Origin of the sequence: Salinimicrobium profundisediminis, assembly GCF_026241755.1 — a bacterium.
Lineage (GTDB): Bacteria > Bacteroidota > Bacteroidia > Flavobacteriales > Flavobacteriaceae > Salinimicrobium > Salinimicrobium profundisediminis.
The window spans coordinates 52284-70706 of record NZ_JAPJDA010000002.1 but is presented as its reverse complement, the minus strand read 5'-3'; the positions used below and the strand labels follow the sequence as shown (position 1 = coordinate 70706).

The window sequence follows — 18423 nt, the reverse complement described above, 5'->3', positions numbered from 1 at the left end:
TGTTAACCGATTTTGGCGTATTTTAAAACGGAACATCATTTCCTTCTACTTGAAAACTTTCTAGATTATTAAATCTAATATTTTTTAAAGAATTAATAATTTCTTCTCTGGTTGGGACAAAAACCTCATTTTCAAGAACTATATTAATTACAGTTTGATATTCCGATTTGATCTTTTCTATATTGTTGATATTGAAGTAAGATAATTTGCTTTTTTCGTTTTGAAGGTTTGATTTGAGTTCTGTATAAAAAAGACCTTCGTCGAGTTTTTCCTTCGATGTAAGTCGGATAACGAATGGTTCACTATGAATTGTAGAGAAATCTCGTTGTGCGGATTTTAATGACATTATTCTTGTTTCCAAGCTTTCAAATCTTTCTAATAAATACTTTTCAAAATTTTTCTCTGGTTTATCTGCAATTGAATCTATAAATATCTTACTTTGAGTAGCGTTATATATTGGATTATCTGAAGATTGCTTTTCTTTTAAAGCCTCCTTTATCATTGAAGTTAATGCTGTTTTTAATTCTTTTACGCCCAGCATATCATTTTTATAGAAAATCGTTCTCTGATCAATTATATCAAATGGTAATTTAGTTCCTTCTTCGCAAATATGGATGATAGGTTTTCTTGTAGCATGTCTTACAGCGACTTCGTACATTACATTAGGATTAACCCCAGTTAAGTTTGCAATAACAAGATCATCATAAATAATCTTTTTCATTATTTGATTATTTATTGAACCTGATGCATTTATTTCATGCGCAGCAACAATTGTTTGAAAATTAAAATCTTTTTCTAATAAGGGTCTTAAAACTGTATTTATTAATCCATCAGTATTTCTTCTGGTTTGGGAATCATTATTTCCAATTGGAGTGATTATAAAACAATTTTTTTCAGTCTGTTGCATATTCGATTATTCTTTAAAATTATGCCCAACTGTTCTTTTTAGTTGGAAAGATTCTGGATTTCTTTTTTTAATTCAGGTAGGTGTCTTCTTATGATTACCCACAGTATTGAATTGTCAAGACTATCATAACCGTGTATCAGTCTGTTCCTTAATCCAATGATTTGTTTGTCATTTTTAATTGAGAGGTCCGATTCCAATTGTCTGAGTTTATTAAGTGCTTCACCTATTATTGCCAGCTGTCTTTCTACGGCACTTTGGGTCTTGAAGTCACTCTGGTAAGAATCGAAATTAGGGGTGTCGGCTATGAAATTTTGAACCAAGTCAATAGCCATCATTATGTCAGACAGATATTTTTTGCTTTTGTCCGTCATAGATTAGCACTTTTGTGGCATCTATATTTTTTTTCAATACGGGGTTCTTTACAGAATTCTGAGTTAGTAAATCAACTTTCCTCTGAAAGAATTCTTCCAGTTTATCCCAAATGGCCAGTAATTTTTCTCCTCTTTCTAAAGGGTCATTTTCTTCAATTTCAATGAGTAAATCAATATCACTGCTATTCTCATCAAACTCATCTGTAGTAGCTGATCCGAAGGCATACAGGGTTTTCACATTGTATGACCTGCACAATGTGGTAAAGTCTGAAAACCTTGCTCGAATACTCTCCTTAATTCTCATAAGACTAAGATAATCAATTTAATATTGGGAAGTAAAGTGTCTATAGGAGGTAATAGAAACTTTACACCATACTTCCCCATAACACAGGATGGGGGCTTTAAACTCAAATAATCAGCTACAGATTTGATTTAAAGGTAGTCAAAAATGACATTTTTGGAGGGTATTCTATAGGTGGAGTTATTTAGTTTTGGAAGCCCAGGCTTTCACAGATAAAATTCTAAACCAAATCCGAAACCTATTCCATTAAATGAATACTTGTTTGAGAGCCTCTCAATATCAGGGAAACTTTTATACAGGGTTTGATGTGTAAATAAGACTTTAAAATAAAGAGTAATATGATCTATCAAAGGAATGTAATAACCTAAATCTGCTCTTAAATAAATACCTTTTTTATCAAGATCCCCCAGGTGTGTCCCGACTCTACCAGAAAATGAAGCGAAACCTTTTTTAGGATTGGCTGCGGGGAAAGGAGTAACCTCTAAAAATACAGGTAGGTATTCTATATTTTCATTTTCCAGTAAAAGGTTTTCTGAACCAATTCCTGCTCCAATACCAATTATAGATTTGTAATTTAAGGTAGCTGAAATTTCCAGGCCATATATTCGTGAGTTACTGCCTATCTCATAATCAGGGTTTCTGCTGGCTGGATAATCTTCAAAAGGGACCATAATGGCCGAAAATTGTGGTTTGAAACTGATTTCAATCTTATTGGCAGATCTGTTTTTTTCCTGATCATTTAATCCTTGAGCGAAAGTAAAACTGCTTAGGAAAAAAGTGAGAATTAACACTAATATGTAATGTTTGTTAAGGCACATATTTTACAAAGTTAAAGGCACATCCTTTACACTAGATTCTGACCCTTTAAAAGGTGCAGCTTGAAGTTTTGATCACCATACTTTAGAACTGAAGTATCTTTTCATTTTGTGGTGAATTCTTTTTTTTATCGAAACCAATTACTAGAAAAAAACATTTTCTTTAACCTTAGTTTTATTGAACTCCTCTAGAGCTATCTTGTAGCACATAGTAATTGGAGTTTTCGTATAAAGTTGCTCTTTATATCCGCCTATAACGAATAATTTGTGATTCAAAATATGAAGATTCGGTTCTTCAACCTGAAGATCAATCCTATAGGTTCTCATCTCTCTCTTTTCTACATCAATGGTATGAAATTTTCCACTTTCATATACATAAATTATATTCCCGTTAGAAACCACCCCCGGATTATTAAAACCATACTGCAACTTAGCTTCAGTTTTATATTTACCTGTAGTTAGATCTAACGATTCGATGCTGTTAGGAACGCTTCCATCACTCCCACCGATGATGAAAATTTTACCTTGAATATTAACAGCTTTAATTTCCTTTCTTTCGGGTAATTTTCCTGCTTCAAACCAAAGTCCCGTCAGAAAATTAAAAAGATGAACTTCATCAGTAAAGATCTTTTTTCTCCTGCTGTTTAAGCGGGTGGAGCCACCTAATACCAGTAGATCATTCCCATGAATGACCACAGCGGCGCCTGAAGCTTGATGAGGATAAACACGGTCCACTAGTAATGTGTCCTTCTGTAAATCAATAACTTCGATCGTTGTAGAAAGTAGGACCTTTTGGCCGGAGTGATTAAGATGTTTGCCGCCAAGCACATAAATTTTATTTTTATGTAGCACTGCATTATGACCGGCTCTCTTACTTACTTTGATGGGAGAAATTGTCCATTCATCCGTTAACTCATTGTAGACCTGTACATCCTCCGAATATTCAGGCATCGAGAAATTTGCTCGCGATATGCTCATGATGTCAGAAAGAGTTGGCTCCCCTAAGGTCGTCGCCATTGCTTCTTTGATTGGTTCCTCAACAACTGAAGCATCCCCTGCTATGACGTAAATCTTGTTTCCTAGGTCTATTGAACCAAAAGAATTAACTCCTTTTTTTAGTGAAGCTATCTCAGAAAACTTCAAGGTCTTGCTGAGCAGTCTCTTCGAATCCAGGTTCACCTCAGATAGTTGGTCCACTTCAGGCCTAAGGAAAATTTCATTACCGGATCTTCCTAATTCCTTCAGACTCATAGCAAGAGTTGTGTAGCCTATATAGGAGAAGGAAATAGAATCTGTTGGTGAAACCAACTCCTTTAGTACTAATATGAATTCGCCTTCTTCTCCAGAAATTGTAATATTTGTAATGGCTGAAGAGGTAATATGCACATCACTTAGGGGTTTTTTGGTGTCAAAATCTTTTATTACCCCGTGCAGCGTTTGGGAAGAAGAGATGCTGCTGCAGCAGAAAAGCGTGAGTAACAAAAGTAATTTTACTGAAGACATATCGATAAAGGTTAAGCCAGCAATGTTTCTTTCATTTAGTTCTAATTGTTTCATCTTTAATTTATAATGATCGTGGTTTTGTCCCCCGAGTGCCGTTATAGTGATGGCTGGCAATTGCTCATAATTGTTACGGTTATTGACAAGTAGCGGGAATAGGGACGCGCAGTTGTCGGCTTAACCTTTTGTTTCTTGGTTTTCTAAATTACACTTTCTCGGCAAAACCCGCTATTTGCTATAACCGAAATTAGGCGGAGTTATTTTGGTTTTATACTCTGCAAATATTCATCTGCACTCATAACAGGTAACAAAGACTTTTTGAAATCTTTTCCATTTCTAGTGATTATAATATCACAATTGGAATCTGTAGCACTGAAATATTGTAAAGTATCTTCAAAATCTTTAAAATCAGAGTTCAGTCCTTTTTCGATAATGTGTGCATCCAGTTTGCAGATTTCACATATGATTTTAAATTTTCTCAGTTTCTCCTGAGCAATTTTTGCAGACTCAAATTTTGAAATAAAATAATTTAGTGTAGCAAATGAAATTGGGGAAACAAGTAAGGTTAGTTCTTCTTTGTCAGCTAGTGAAGCTACTTTAGCAATTGAGTCATAGAAAGGATCCCGTTCTCCAAGTAAATCAAGGATAACGTTTGTATCTAGAAATAATCTCTTTTTCATTTATTTATATTTCTCCCATAATGAATCTGTGTATTCTTTTTTATAATCTAAATTGATCGGAATTTTTGTTCCAGTAGCCAGACTTTTAATGAAAGGAGAAATTTCAAAATCTGAATTTTTCTTGTCGGTTGTCAACGATTGTAAATATGCTTCTACAATTCTTGATAAGCTCATTTTATTATCTGAAGCATATTTTTTCGCTCGTTCGATTATTTCCTGGTTAAGTTTTAATGTCAGCTTTGTATCCATAACAAAATAATTATACGTGCAAAATTAATTAAAATATACGTATATCTTAAGAATGGAGCAGAATTTTTCTGAATAATTACGCTCAATATGTTTATCCCCATTAATATAGCTGTTTATCAGCAATATGCTGTGGTGGCAGTAACAGGTGGTCTTCTTCTAAGTCAGATTTGTAGATTTGCTTGACCATCACGTCTAAGGGGCTCTCAATTTTCAGGATATCTTTTCGGGAGACATGGGTGTAGATCATGGTAGTTTCGGGTTTGGAGTGCCCCAGTAGCTCCTGTATGTAACGTATGTCTACGCCGTTCTCCAGCATATGTGTTGCATAGGAGTGCCTTAGGGTATGTGGGGTAACCCTTTTTTTGATCCCGGCACGGCGGCAGGAGTCGGCAAGAAATGTTCTTATACTTTGTGGGCTGTAAGCTCCGCCGTAAAGGCCTTCAGCAAAAAACACACGAGGCACATAGGTGCTAAGGTAGTTCTTCAGCAATGGCAACATACTTTCGGCAAGCACCACCATCCTGTCTTTACGACCTTTCGAATTCTTTACAAAAATTTGCCGCCTGTGAATATCTATATGAGCCAGCTTTAGATTGAGCAGCTCTCCAATGCGAAGTCCGCCCGAGTAGATCATGGCCAAAATGGCGCGGTGTTTCAGGTTCCTGGTGGCTTGCAGCAGCTTCATGATCTCCTGGCTGGAGAGCACCACCGGTAAATACCTGCTTTTAGAAGGTCGCTTGATTTTGTTGACATCAATATGTTCAGTGTCGTAAAGCTGTAAAAAGTGTTTTAGGGCACTTATCCACTGCCTGTGGGTGCTAAGGGCATAATTTTCGGCTGCAATGTACTGCTCTACAAAGAGCTCAATATCCCGTTTTCTTAATTCTGAAACCTGCCTGTCTCCAACGTAGTGTACAAACTTCAGTACAAAACTATAATAGGTGCGCACACTGCTTTCACTAAGGCGCTGACCTCTTAGGTAATTCACGTATTCATGCATGATCTTCTTCTGGGCGGGGCTGAATTCCAATACAGGTTGTGGTTGTTTGGCTTCCTTTGCCGGCAGCTTAAAATTTTGAAGTTCGCTGTAATCAACAAATATTTTGCCCTCGCGCAGTTTGTTGTAAAGCAGCTGTTTATTGTCTGGCGTGTAAAGGCTGTAAAAGCAACTGTGCGTGCGGGTCCATTTCACAACGTCAAGCTTCTGTAATTTGGTTTTTATTTCCTGATCAAAAGGGAATTTTATACCTATCTGCCATTCGTTCCGGTGTAAAAGGGGAAAAAGGGTAACTTTTTTCATGCTGCTCATTTTTAGATAAATATAATCTAAAAACAAACCTGATTCTGAAAAATATTAGCGTATTATTCTTTATTTCAGCGCTTTAAAGGAGTAGCCCTGCTTCTGAAAATGTTCCAGCACCTGTGGTAAGACTGCTTTCAGGTTTTTTTCGGCCTTTATGCTGTCGTGGAAGACGATAATGCTTCCGGGCACGGCATTTTTAAGTACATTCTGAAGGACTTTTTCTGAAGAGAGCCGCTGGTCATAATCCATACTCACAATGCTCCACATCACAACGCTGTAACCTTCCTGCTGAAGCTTTTTGGCCTGCACATTTCTGATCTTCCCATACGGGGGGCGAAAAATGGCATTTTTGAGACCTGTTCTCTGCGGAAGTTCTTTTTCTATCACCTCCTGTGCCTGCCGCACATTTTCAAGATAGGTTGCGACAGAAGTTCTCCAGCCATTCAAATGATTGTGGGTGTGGTTTCCAACCGTATGGCCTTGCTCAACCACCATCCTGAAAATATCGGGATGTTTGCGAACATTGTCACCAATACAGAAAAAACTCGCGCGGGCATTGTATTTTTTAAGCTGGTCTAAAACCCAGGGCGTAATTTCAGGAATAGGGCCGTCATCAAAGCTGAGGTAAAGGCTTTTCTCCCAGGTGGCAACATCCCATATCCTTTTTGGATACAGAAGTTTTATCACCCGGGGTATACGCTCCCTCATTCTGCTCTTTTAACGGCTTTACAGCGAATCCCTGATCTCTTGCTGAAGCAGCTCTGCTTCCCTGGCAGGGATTTCTTCGGGCGTCTCTTCAGGCCTTGCGTAGAAGTGCTGGAACAGCATTAGGTACTGGTTGAATTTATCGGCCTCTTCCCGGGCTATTTCTTCAGTATCATTAATAATCAACACATCTACAAGGCTTCGGTACCGCTCAATGTCTGTAACTATTTCATTGCCGCGTGAGAATTGCCTGTCCAGTTCAAGGGAACTAAAATAGGTGAGGTTCTCCTGGTACTTTTTCGCTACCTGTTGCCACAACTCCCTTGCTTTTTCCTTTTGGCCTACTTCATAATAACCCTGTATAAAAGGTTCAAGTAGGGTGTAGTATTCAAAATGTGCTACAGGCATTTTTTCCATCGCAAGATCCATAACCTCTTCTGCCCTTTGCATCTTTCCTTCATTCATCAATGCTTCGGCAAGACGTGCTAGGTTGCTGCGGTATGTAATGGCATTTTTGCGGGTTTCAGGATCATAATATAAGCCCGGGTCTCCCGAATTACCCCAGTACCAGTTCATCACGATGTCGTACATCTTATCGGCATCTAAACGTCCCATATCAAACGGGTTCCGCGGATTCACCGGAGTCTTAATAGGAACCAGTTTGTAGGCCACGCCATCCAGTTGCAGGTAATCTTTCATCCACAGGTAATCATCATCTCCAAAGCTTCCGCCGGTAAAGTATATTGGGCGTTTCCAGTCGTTGTTGGCTACAATATCAAGCATCAACAAACGGTTTTTGTATAAGATATCTTCGTTGAGCTCAATCACGATCTCATCTACGATCTCATCAGCATTTTGCGGTTTTACAATACCGTATTCCAGCACATTTTCCCTGTTCACAGGAATTCTCACATGTTTGGTAGGGAAGGTGCTCACACTTTGGCCGCTCATAAGATCTGCTTTGGTGCGGGGGTCATCGCTCGCAATCCAGTTCATCCAGGTTTGAATGTTCATGGTGTCCTGGGTTACAGGTTGAAACCACACTGCATCTCTTGTTCCATAAGTGTACTGCTCGTGAACAAGCTGCCCCGGTATGGGCTCGCTTTCCCATGCCTGCCGTTTCATTTGGTCAATATACCAATCGGTCATAAACAGGCTGGTATTCACTATACGTACATCGGTACGGTAGCCTTCTACCTGCTGGGCATACCATAGGGCAAAAGTATCGTTGTCTCCAATAGTGAAGAGTATGGCATCCTCGTCAAGGCTGTCAAGGTACATTTTTGCCATGGCCAGCGCTGTATAACGGTTAGCCCTGTTATGATCGTCCCAGTTTTCGCTTGCAAGTACTGCAGGTACTGCGAGCAGGGAAGCCGTGACCACAATGGGTACTGCGATCTTTGGTTTCAGGTAATCTTTAAGGATGTCAAAAAGGGCATAAACCCCAAAGCCTATCCAAATAGCAAATACGTAGAAAGATCCTACCAGTGCATAATCTCTTTCCCGTGGCTCAAAAGGCCGTTCGTTGAGATAAATTTTTAGCGCAATACCCGTAAAGAGGAAGAAAACGAGCAGCACCCAAAAATTCTTCTTGTCTTTTGTATACTGAAAAACGAGCCCCAGCACTCCTAAAATCAGCGGGAGGAAGTAATAAGTATTTCTTGCAGGATTATTCAGTGCGTCTGAAGGAAGCTGATCCTGATTCCCCAGGCGGGCCTCGTCAATAAAGTCGATCCCGCTTATCCAGTTTCCATTCTGGTCGGTATATTTTCCCTGAACGTCGTTTTGTCGGCCTACAAAATTCCACATAAAATAGCGCCAGTACATGTAACCCATCTGGTACTCAAAAAGGTAATTGAGGTTGGAGCCAAACGAAGGTTTTTCAACATCAAGATATTCCCTGAAGCGGCGTAAAAAACTGTTGTATTGCTCGTAATCTACGTTCCCCTGATTAAAGTTCCGTTTAAATTCATTCACAGCGGCAATAAGCTGCTCTTCTTGCTGATATTCGGGTTTGATGGTGAATTCTAAAGGGCCGGTGAATTCCATGTAATTTGAAGCATGTTCTGTACTCCACATACGCGGCAGTATGGCTTTGTGATCATCATCTGTATTCTGTTTCGCGTTTTTGTAGTCGTTTACAATCACGTATTTTCCGGCAGCCTCGTCTTTTTCGTATTTCGGCTTATCGTCAATATAAGGGTTGTTCTCATCCAGCCCGCTGTAGATCTCTGTGAATTGTGGGCCGTAGAATAAATGCGTTTCGGGGTACTGTTCCCGGTTGTAATAAGCCAGCAGTTCGCGGGCGTTGTTTGGGTTATTTTCGTTGATCACCGTATTGGCGTTCGCCCTAATAGGCAGCATCAGCCAGGAGGAGAAACCAATAAAGATGAACAGGATGCAAAGCAGTAAGGTATTTAGCTGAAAGTATTGTTTTTGCCTGGTGTATTTTATTCCGAAGTAAAAAGCAGCAATAAGCACAAGGGCTGTAAAAATAGTTCCCGAATTGAACGGAAGCCCCAGGGTATTGACAAAGAAGATCTCTGTAGATGAAAATAAGTCAAGAGAATAGGGCAGCAGCAGCTTAAAGATGAACATAAGCACGGCGACCACTACCAAATTGGCAACGATAAAATTCTTGACGGTGATCTTTGAAAAGTTCTTGAAATAGTAAAGAAAACCTATGGCGGGCAGGGTGAGTAGCCCCATAAAGTGCACCCCAAAAGAAAGCCCTATGATAAAACTAATGAGGATAACCCAGCGGTTGCCGCGAGGTGCGAACATATCGCGTTCCCACAGCAATCCCAAATAAAACAGGATAGACATGAGGAAGGTTGCCATGGCGTAAACTTCGGCTTCCCCGGCGTTGAACCAGAAGCTATCGGTAAAAGTAAAGGCAAGAGAACCTACAGCGGCACTTCCAAGAACGGCAGCTTTTTTGGCCGCAGAGATCTCAGAGACAGGTCCGCTTATCTTGAGCACTAAAAGAACAATAGACCAGAACATGAACAGAATGGTGAATGCGCTGGCAAAAACCGACATTAAATTCACCATGTAGGCTACCTGTGAAGGTTCACTGGCAAAAATGGAGAAAAACGCACCCATCATTTGATAGAGCGGTGCCCCGGGAGGGTGACCCACCTCGAGGTTTGAAGAGGTGGCAATGTATTCTCCTGCATCCCAGAAACTAAGCGTGGGCTCAACAGTTAACCAAAAGGTAGTAAGTGCTATGAGAAAAACCACCCAGCCAAGAATTTTGTTCCACCGGGTAAAGTTAAAGTCTGTCATTTTAGTGAGTTTGAGAACAGTGGCGAATTTAAGAATAATTAAGCTATTGTGGGAAGAACGCATTTTAAAAGAAGATATTTTGGTGCAGCACATGGTTTTAACTTCCCCGCTATTGCTTATGGAACCCAAAAATTTTCCAGGAAAGGTGTCAAAAATGCCATTTTTGAAGGGGCGTGATTTGGAGGCGCAAAAAGAATTTCAAAAAAATATTTGTAGAAGTAAAAGTTTGTTTTAAATTTGCATCCGCATTACAGCAGTGGCCTATGGTGTAACTGGCAACACGTCTGGTTTTGGTCCAGAAGAGTCTAGGTTCGAGCCCTAGTAGGCCAACAAAGTTAATGTTAAACCGAATTGTGAAAACAGTTCGGTTTTTTTGTTTTTAGAGGTATGGGTGAAAAGCCTGTGTCGAGCGTAGTTGAGGGAAGGTTAAATACGTCCTTAAGTGTGTTCTGGGCAGTAGCCGTAAGGCTGCACAGAGAGCTCTTCCATTCCGAATGGCGGGGAGAGAGCGGTAATTTCAATATCTCTTTTTTATTTTTTCGATCTGAATCCCTGATCTCAAGTAATTGAGGCTGAACTTTCTCCTTATTAGTAGTTGTAGCTAATTTTTATTTGATTGAAAGAAGATAATACCTTTTAGTACTTATAAGAATTTAAAATTGGGTCTGGTTATTTAAAATTATTGAAAAATCAATGAGTATAATTGAAAATTGTATCAAATTTCAGAACATTCATTTTTTTATTTTCCGGAACTTCATATAGAGAGTCTAAGTGTAATTGACTTACTGAATCATTTGGTAAATAAATCATTGCATCAACACCTCGGGTAAGTAAGTTCATTATCTTCCCCCCTATAAATCCCCTCTTTTCATAATCTAAAAACATCCCAGTATTAGTATTAGGATAGAATTGCATACCAGGCTCTTCAGTAACTATTTTTTTAATTTCATTATTTCTTTCAAGACGGAATGACAAAAAATGTATTTCACGCAATATTTCTTGAAACAAGATACTATTTCCATCTTTTGCAGCTGATAACAGATCATCAACTAAGATATTAAAGTGGTATAAGTATTTCTTACCGTCTTCATATTTATACCACCTATCAATATTTTCATTTATATAATCTCGTCTTCTCTTTATTAATTTAATGTGCTCTTCTGAGAATTTCTGTTTCATTACATTGAAGGTATTATTATTTCCAATAACACCACCAGAAATCTCATCAGTCGAAATATTCTGAACATTTTGATTAGAAGGAGATAGATTTATTAACGAAAGAAAAGCAATAAATATGGGAATGAGAACTACACCAATTACCCATTGATAATGCTTTTTAAACCATTTTTTCATCCGTTCAAAAATTTATTCCAATTTCTTACTAAACTGTCTCGTAAAAATGTAGGGAACTATATTACCAGAATTCCACTCAAATATAGCAAATGTCAATGATACCTTAACTTTATAGGTTTTTAATGAGATTCGATTAATAAAAACTAGCTACAACAGCGTTAACGAAGCCAATATGCGGCATTCAAGGAAAACAATAAATTAGAACACCAAACAACAAAACAACAGGCCGACTACTCCGCGTGCTAAATTCCGCATACTGGCGTTAATCGCAGCCGGAACGCAGAACCCCTTGAGGATTCTATAGTGGGTTTAAGGCTTTTTCTTCAATCTAAAGACGGACAAGCTAAAAATATATTTAAGCTTCATCATATTCTTATGAAAAATTAATTCCTCCCTTTTTTTTCTTCCTATACAAAATGTTAAGAGGTAATATTTTAATACTTTTAGATCAGATTATTCCTACAACCAGCAATGGTGAGGAATAAATAAAAGACCAGGAGTCTTCTTTGTCCTAAAATGTAATTTTTTTTAAATGAAAATCCAGCACCTACTCTTCATCCTCCTAACAACATTGGTGAATAATGACACTTTTGCCCAGCAGAGCCACGAATGGGAAAACCCTTTAAAAATAGACAGGAACAAACTGGAAGGCCGCAGTGACTTCGTACTGTTTGAGTCGGCATCTAAAGCATTGGAGCAAAAAAGGGAATCCTCCAGTCTTTACAAGAGTTTAAATGGTAAGTGGAAATTTACCCTTGTTAAGCATCCCAGTGAACGTCCTTCGAATTTTCATAAAGAAGATCTGGATGACAGTAACTGGAATGAAATTCATGTTCCTTCCAATTGGGAACTTGAAGGTTATGATATTCCTATCTATACCAATGTAGTATACCCATTTCCGAAGAATCCGCCGCATATAGGCTATCCTTCTGAAAAAAAAGCATCCAATGGAGAAGTCCTGAATTTAAATACTAAAGAAGGGGAGGAAGAGATCTACAATCCTGTGGGTTCCTATCGCAAAACCTTTACAGTGCCTGAGACCTGGACCGATAAAGAGGTTATTCTTCATTTTGGCTCCATTTCAGGTTATGCCCGTATTTTCGTGAATGGTAACGAAGTAGGGATGACCAAAGCTGCCAAGACCCCGGCGGAATTTAATATCACTTCAGCTTTGAGAAAAGGAGAAAATCTTCTGGCTGTTCAGGTATTTAGATGGCATGATGGCAGTTACCTGGAAGATCAGGATTTTTGGCGTTTAAGTGGGATTGAACGTGACGTTCACTTACAGGCATTGCCTAAAACCACGCTATGGGATTATTTCATAAAAAGTGGTCTTACCAATAATTACAAGGATGGAAATCTTGTTGTAGATGTAAAACTTCAGGAATTTGATAAGGGAGGAACAGTAAAGCCCCAGGTAAAATTCACTTTGCTGGATGCCGGGGGAAGAGAAATTTATTCTGAGACAAAACAGGTTTCAAAGCATCAGAAGGAAGTTCAGTTCAAAAAAATAATTCCTTCCGTAGAGAAATGGAGCGCAGAATATCCTCACCTCTATACTTACACTATCACCTTTTTAGATAAAAAAGGGGAAGAAGTGGTTGCACTGGCTGGAAGAACGGGGTTTAGGGAAATCGAGATAAAAAATGCCCAATTGATGATTAATGGAGAGCCACTAACCCTAAAAGGTGTGAACCTGCATGAGCATCACCCTGTAAAAGGGCATGTGCCAGATCGTCAAATCAATGTAAAAGACATTGAATTGATGCAGAAAAACAATATCAATGCAATAAGAATGAGCCATTATCCTCATGATACCGGCATTTATGATCTGGCAGATGAATACGGGATGTACGTGGTAGACGAGGCAAACATAGAAACCCACGGCATGGGAGCCGAACACCAGGGAGGCTTTGATAAAACGGTTCATCCCGCCTTTTTGGAAGATTGGGCACCTGCACATATGGATCGTATGAAACGAATGCTGGAATTCAACAAAAATCATACTTCAATTATTATCTGGTCATTAGGCAATGAAAGTGGGAACGGCCCGGTTTTCTTTGATGGGTATGACTGGATCAAAGAAAGAGATACCACAAGACCGGTGCAATTTGAACAGGCCGGGCAGGAGCGCAATACCGATATTGTGGCACCAATGTACCCGGGTCTGGATTATATGAGGAGTTATGCTGCAGATGAAAGTAAAACCCGGCCCTTCATCATGTGCGAGTATTCGCATGCCATGGGTAATAGCAGCGGAAACTTCCAGGAATACTGGGATATTATCGAGAGCAGCGATCACATGCAGGGCGGATTTATCTGGGACTGGGTAGACCAAGGGCTACACGCCGAAACCCAAGATGGCCGCAAATTTTGGGCTTATGGAGGTGACCTTGGCGGCGGGCACCTTTATAATGATGGGAATTTTAATGCTAACGGATTGGTAAGTGCAGACCGTACCCCGCATCCCGCACTTCACGAGGTGAAAAAGGTGCATCAGAACATTAAATTTGAAAAGCAGGAAAATGCAATTCAGGTAAAGAATAAATTTAATTTCACTAATCTAAATGAGTTTGATTTTCAATGGGAACTCTTAGCGAATGGAGAAGTGGTGAAAACCGGGAAGTTTAATGCAGAAGTAGCACCCAATGATTCTAAAGAGGTGAAAATCGAACTCCCAGCACCCGGTGATAAAGAATATTTCTTAAACGTTTATGCTTATTCAAAAAATGCAAGGGCGTTGGTTCCGGCGGGACATGAAGTTGCACGCGAACAATTCGGGTTAAGTAAAAATGACTTTTTTGAATCGGAAGATATTACTTCAGGCCAACTTCAAATCAGGAAAAATGGTAAAAAAATGGCATTTTCAACAGCTATGGTTGAAGGAGTGTTTAATACAGGAACCGGAAATTTTGAAATTTATAAGCTGAAAGGTTTTAATAAAGCACCGATTTCTCAATTTCCCGAACCATTTTTCTGGAGGGCACCTACAGATAATGACTATGGGAACAGGATGCCCGAAAGACTTAAGGCATGGAAAGAAGCAACTTATAATTCTGAAGTTACTAAGGTCGAAGTGGGTAAAAAGACAAAAGCAGGTCAGCCAATAACGGTTATTTATCACCTGGCAGGGGTAGATGTTCCTTTTTTGGTCAATTATTTAATTGAAAACAACGGAAATATTCAGGTTACCGCAACTCTTAATTCTGAAAAAGATCTTCCGGAAATTCCAAGATTTGGTATGCGCATGATCCTGGAGGGAAACTTTGAGCATCTGGAATATTATGGCCGTGGGCCCTGGGAAAATTATTCCGATAGAGATACTTCGGCTTTTTTAGGTGTTTATAAGGATAAGGTGGCAAACCAATTCACATGGGAATATATAAGGCCGCAGGAAGCCGGGTACAAAACCGATGTTCGCTGGGTTTCCCTTAAAGATAATGCTGGCAGCGGAATTAAAATCACCGGAGGTCAACCTTTAGGGTTTAGTGCGCTAAATATTTCTACAGAAGATCTTGATGCAGGAGAAAGGAAAACAGGAAGACATCCTGTAGACCTTGAGGTGCAGGACAAGGTATTTCTTCATATTGATTATAAACAGCGCGGTTTGGGCGGTGATAACAGCTGGGGCGCCTACCCTCATGAACCTTACAGGCTTGAAAATGACAGCTACGAATACTCTTTTACGATTTCTCTGATCGAATAAATTTTTTTCTGAAATTTTCAGGTGATGACAGGTTAAAAAATAATTTTCCCCTTCTCTGGAAGTAGATTAGCCTTCAAAAAGGGTAGAATAGACTATGATTTTTGGAAGGGAAAGCTCATTTTTCTACCCGCAAATGACTTTGTGTGGATTTCCATATAATCAATTTAATAAAAATGTCATTTATAAATATTAACCTCATAAAATTTGGGGGTAGGATTTCATTTTATCATAAAAATATAATTTATCACAGTGATTTATAGGGGGTTGTGTCTTTTTTTATATAAATTTAATCTCAATTTTAAATTTTGTTGCTAATAAATTGAAGTAACAATGTTGTTATTTGAAAAGTGATTTTCGGATTTTACTTAAATATCCATTCCCTTCAAAAAGGCTGTTCAAAAATGACATTTTTGAAGGGTCATTCTGAAGAAAATTTCAGAAAAGAAGAAATTGTTTCGGCATAAAACTTAGAAAATATGACCACAACTTACGTAACCCAAAATGAGATGAGGTCGCTCTGGAAGATCTCGCTGGGAAAAATGATTGAAAGCTGCAGGGTAAATAAGAGCCTGCCTGGAGGTTTAGTGGAACTTATCAAGCACAATCTATTTGCAAAATACGCCTCCTACAACGCGCATCTTGAGAAGATTGAGATTGGGGTGAATGAGTCGAAGCAGAGAGCTGCATCTTATCCCGAGATCACGGTGTATCAATTTCCGCTTGATGAACTGGAGGATAAATTAACAGCTTCCTTTCAAACTACACGAGGAGATTTGGAGTTCTACGCACGGGTCTTCAAAGGGAAAGAGTTTAATGATAATATCTTTTTGCTCTAACCACTGGTTTTAAAAGATTGCGTAACTTCAGGACGTAATACTGCACCAAATTCTGGTGCTGTGAGAACCTTTTAGCCAATCAATATTTAAAGCCTATGAAAAAGGGATTTTTAATAGATATGGATGGAGTGATCTATGGAAATGACACTTTGATCCCCGGAGCCGATAAGTTTATTGAAAAACTTCAGGAAATGGATATTCCATTCCTGTTTATGACCAATAATAGCCAGCGTACCCCATTAGATGCGGTGAATAAAGTTGCAAAAATGGGAATTCATATTACTGAGCAGAATGTATACACGAGTGCCATGGCAACAGCTTCTTTCCTCTCCTTTATGAAGCCCAGCGGCAGTGCTTACGTCCTGGGCGAAGGCGGGTTGATCACCAGCCTCGCTAGGGAAGGATATAATCTTGTAAATCAACGTCCAGATTTTGTAGTGGTGGGAGAGGGCCGCAATTTCACTCTTGAAATGGTGAATTCGGCAGTAGATATGATCCTTTCGGGATCGCGGCTTATAGCCACAAACCTTGACCCGTCCCCTAAAAAAACAGGCTGGACCAACCTGGGGATTCGTGCCGTAGTGGCTATGATTGAAGAAGCCACAGGAAAAAAGGCATTTTCGGTAGGTAAACCCAGCCCGGTAATGATGCGTTCTGCCCGCAAATATCTCGGACTTGAAGCAAAGGAAACTGTGATCATTGGAGATACTATGGATACAGATATTTTAGGCGGCGTGCAGTTGGGTTACACCACCATACTTACGCTCTCGGGTATTTCTACCAGAGAGAGCCTGAATGACTATGCCTTTAAACCCGACATTATTGTAGATTCAGTAAAAGACCTGGATCTTGAGGAGGTATTTAACCTGCACAATAAGTCGTTTGCTTAGAAACAATGAAAACAAAAAAGCAGCCTTGATAGCTGCTTTTTTGTTTTGTTATAACGGTTAAGCCGCCGGTAAATCTCCCGGGCCTTTGGTTGGAAGTTGTGTGGTTCCCATCAGGAACATATCAACACTTCTTGCTGCTTCCCTGCCTTCAGAAATTGCCCAGACAATTAAAGATTGCCCGCGGCGCATATCTCCTGCCGTAAATATATTTGGAATATTGGTTTGGTAGTTATTTTCGGCTTTTATGTTGGTTCTTTCATCTACCTCCAAACCTAGTTTCTCACTCAGGGTCTTTTCTGGCCCGGTGAATCCCAGGGCTAACAGGGCCAGGTCACACGGCCATTCTTTCTCGCTTCCGGGAATTTCCCTTAGCTGAGGTCTGCCGGTTCCGGTATTTACCCATTCCACTTCTATGGTTTTAAGGGCCTTCAGCTTTCCGTTCCTATCCTTTATAAACTCCCTGGTGGCAATGCTCCAGTTTCTTTCAACACCTTCTTCATGAGAAGAAGTAGTCTTCAGGGTAAAAGGCCAGTAGGGCCATGGGCTGGCATCTGTACGGGTCTCTGCCGGCATAGGCATGATCTCAAAATTTGTTACAGATTTTGCACCGTGCCTGTTAGAAGTCCCCACACAATCTGATCCTGTGTCTCCCCCGCCAATTACAATTACATGTTTATCACGGGCGTTGAGGGCTTCTGCTGGTGCGGCCTGCCCGTCAACTACTTCATTGTTTCTTTTAAGGAACTCCATAGCCTGTACCACTCCCTGTGCATCTGCTCCCTCAATGGGTAGAGGTCTGCGCTGAGTGGCACCGCCGCAAAGAATTACAGCGTCAAACTCCTTCAGCTTTTCCACATCATAATTTACTCCAATATTGGTTCCTGTTTTAAAGGTGATGCCTTCCTCTTCCAAAACATTCAACCTGCGATCTATCACCCATTTTTCCATCTTAAAATCGGGTATGCCATATCGCAGTAATCCTCCTGGTTTTTTATCTCTTTCAAAGACTGTCACCCAATGTCCTGCCCTGTTTAGTTGTTGTGCTGCTGCCAAACCTGCCGGTCCAGATCCTACCACCGCCACTTTTTTCCCTGTGCGTACTTTTGGAGGTGCAGGTTGTATCCATCCCTCTTTAAAAGCACGTTCAGGAATGTACTTTTCCATCAATTCTATGGCTACGGGCGATTTTATAATCCCCAAAACACAAGCCGATTCACAGGGTGCGGGGCAAAGCCTGCCTGTAAATTCGGGAAAGTTGTTGGTGGAGTGCAGAATTTCTGAAGCCCGTTTCCAGTCATTCTTATACACTGCATTATTAAAATCGGGGATGAGATTACCAACGGGACAGCCGCTGTGACAAAATGGAATTCCGCAATCCATGCAACGGGCGCCCTGTTCCTGGAGCTCCTCATTGTTCATTTCCTGAGTGAATTCTTTATAGTTCTTAACCCTGTCTTTAACGGCAAGGGTTTCTTCTTCTCTTCTATTGTATTCTAAAAATCCTCTTAATTTATTCATT

15 protein-coding genes and 1 tRNA gene are annotated in these 18423 nt (G+C 39.8%); 4 read left to right on the top strand and 12 right to left on the bottom strand.

Annotated features, from left to right (window positions below):
• Positions 1-22: 22 nt before the first annotated feature.
• The 10 genes from OQ279_RS01475 to OQ279_RS01430 all read right to left on the bottom strand — a co-directional run bounded on the left by OQ279_RS01475 (position 23) and on the right by OQ279_RS01430 (position 10119).
• Complete coding sequence (locus tag OQ279_RS01475) at positions 23-907, bottom strand: hypothetical protein (RefSeq protein WP_266067986.1); 885 nt, start codon at positions 905-907, stop codon at positions 23-25.
• Positions 908-945: 38 nt separating this feature from the next.
• The gene (locus tag OQ279_RS01470; protein ID WP_266067985.1) at positions 946-1242 is read right to left on the bottom strand and encodes a HepT-like ribonuclease domain-containing protein; all 297 of its coding nucleotides are present in this window, start codon (positions 1240-1242) and stop codon (positions 946-948) included.
• 4 nt (positions 1243-1246) lie between these two features.
• Positions 1247-1582, bottom strand: coding sequence for a nucleotidyltransferase family protein (locus tag OQ279_RS01465; RefSeq protein ID WP_266067984.1), 336 nt, complete (start codon positions 1580-1582; stop codon positions 1247-1249).
• Positions 1583-1785: 203 nt separating this feature from the next.
• Entirely contained in the window at positions 1786-2250 is a 465-nt protein-coding gene (locus OQ279_RS01460; RefSeq protein WP_266067983.1) for a hypothetical protein, read from the bottom strand.
• A 288-nt stretch (positions 2251-2538) separates the two neighbouring features.
• Positions 2539-3951 (bottom strand): Kelch repeat-containing protein, encoded by a 1413-nt coding sequence (locus tag OQ279_RS01455; RefSeq protein ID WP_266067982.1) that lies wholly within the window; start codon positions 3949-3951, stop codon positions 2539-2541.
• A gap of 200 nt (positions 3952-4151) precedes the next feature.
• Entirely contained in the window at positions 4152-4574 is a 423-nt protein-coding gene (locus OQ279_RS01450) for a type II toxin-antitoxin system VapC family toxin (RefSeq protein WP_266067981.1), read from the bottom strand.
• Positions 4575-4823, bottom strand: coding sequence for a DUF6364 family protein (locus OQ279_RS01445; protein WP_266067980.1), 249 nt, complete (start codon positions 4821-4823; stop codon positions 4575-4577). It lies immediately after the preceding gene.
• Between the two features lie 100 nt (positions 4824-4923).
• A complete protein-coding gene (gene xerA, locus OQ279_RS01440; RefSeq protein WP_274704419.1) occupies positions 4924-6123 on the bottom strand; it encodes a site-specific tyrosine recombinase/integron integrase in 1200 nt (399 codons plus the stop codon).
• Between the two features lie 69 nt (positions 6124-6192).
• Complete coding sequence (locus OQ279_RS01435) at positions 6193-6834, bottom strand: polysaccharide deacetylase family protein (protein ID WP_266067979.1); 642 nt, start codon at positions 6832-6834, stop codon at positions 6193-6195.
• A gap of 18 nt (positions 6835-6852) precedes the next feature.
• Entirely contained in the window at positions 6853-10119 is a 3267-nt protein-coding gene (locus OQ279_RS01430; protein WP_266067978.1) for a glycosyltransferase family 117 protein, read from the bottom strand.
• Positions 10120-10376: 257 nt separating this feature from the next.
• Here OQ279_RS01430 and OQ279_RS01425 point away from each other — a divergent pair.
• Positions 10377-10449: transfer RNA gene (locus tag OQ279_RS01425), tRNA-Gln, on the top strand.
• Positions 10450-10809: 360 nt separating this feature from the next.
• Here OQ279_RS01425 and OQ279_RS01420 read toward each other — a convergent pair.
• Positions 10810-11472 (bottom strand): hypothetical protein, encoded by a 663-nt coding sequence (locus OQ279_RS01420; protein ID WP_266067977.1) that lies wholly within the window; start codon positions 11470-11472, stop codon positions 10810-10812.
• A gap of 532 nt (positions 11473-12004) precedes the next feature.
• Between OQ279_RS01420 and lacZ the strand changes: the two genes are divergently transcribed.
• From lacZ to OQ279_RS01405, 3 genes are all read left to right on the top strand, one after another.
• Positions 12005-15178 carry a beta-galactosidase, LacZ type gene (gene lacZ, locus OQ279_RS01415; protein ID WP_266067976.1) on the top strand — a complete coding sequence of 1058 codons (3174 nt, stop codon included), beginning with the start codon at positions 12005-12007 and terminating at the stop codon, positions 15176-15178.
• 476 nt (positions 15179-15654) lie between these two features.
• On the top strand, positions 15655-16014 hold the full coding sequence (locus OQ279_RS01410) for a hypothetical protein (protein WP_266067975.1): 360 nt from the start codon (positions 15655-15657) through the stop codon (positions 16012-16014).
• Between the two features lie 95 nt (positions 16015-16109).
• Positions 16110-16904 carry an HAD-IIA family hydrolase gene (locus tag OQ279_RS01405; RefSeq protein WP_266067974.1) on the top strand — a complete coding sequence of 265 codons (795 nt, stop codon included), beginning with the start codon at positions 16110-16112 and terminating at the stop codon, positions 16902-16904.
• A gap of 57 nt (positions 16905-16961) precedes the next feature.
• On the opposite strand, the gene OQ279_RS01400 is transcribed toward OQ279_RS01405, so the two are convergent.
• Positions 16962-18422: a glutamate synthase subunit beta gene (locus OQ279_RS01400; RefSeq protein WP_266067973.1), complete on the bottom strand. Its 1461-nt coding sequence runs from the start codon at positions 18420-18422 to the stop codon at positions 16962-16964.
• Position 18423 lies beyond the last annotated feature (1 nt).